The following is a 741-nucleotide window of genomic DNA, read 5'->3' on the forward strand; positions in this document are numbered from 1 at the left end:
GCCTCGAACTGGTCAGCCATCTGGATTCTGCCCTTGATCGCTTTGATCATCGGCGGCTGGCTCGGCTGGCGTGCTTACAACGAGACAGGCATCGAGGTTCATATACGTTTCGAAAGCGGCGAGGGCATCCAGGCCAACAAGACCGAAGTGGTCTACAAAGGCATGCCCGTTGGTAAGGTGAAAGCCCTCAAACTCGATGACGAAGGCGCTTCCAAAGGCGTGATCGCGACGGTCGAGATGAATAAGGATGTCGAGCAATACCTCAAGACCAGCACGCGCTTCTGGCTGGTCAAACCAAGCGTGACCCTGGCCGGTATCACCGGTCTGGAGACGCTGGTCTCGGGTAACTATGTGGCGATCAGCCCCGGTGAAGGTGAGCCCACTCGCAAATTCAAGGCGCTGGCCGAAGAACCTCCGTTGTCCGACGCCAAGCCGGGTTTGCACCTGACCATCAAGGCTGATCGCCTCGGCTCTCTGAACCGTGGCAGCCCTGTGTTCTACAAGCAGATCAAGGTCGGCGAGATCAAAAGCTATGTGCTCTCGGAAGACCAAAGTACCGTCGAGCTTAAGGTGTTCATTGAGCCCACCTACGCCAATCTGGTGCGCAAACACACGCGTTTCTGGAACGCCAGCGGCATCAGCATCGACGCCAACCTGTCCGGTGTGAAAATTCGCAGTGAGTCGCTTGCCAGCATCGTCGCCGGTGGTCTCGCGTTCGCCACACCGGAGAATCGCAAAGAC

1 protein-coding gene is annotated in these 741 nt (G+C 57.5%); it reads left to right on the forward strand.

Annotated features, from left to right (window positions below; all coding sequences use genetic code 11):
- Positions 1-741, forward strand: a 741-nt coding sequence (locus AC1DRJ_RS30880; RefSeq protein WP_477805450.1) for a PqiB family protein, incomplete at both ends; no start/stop codon positions are given.

This window comes from Pseudomonas sp. P5_B2, from assembly GCF_056400445.1.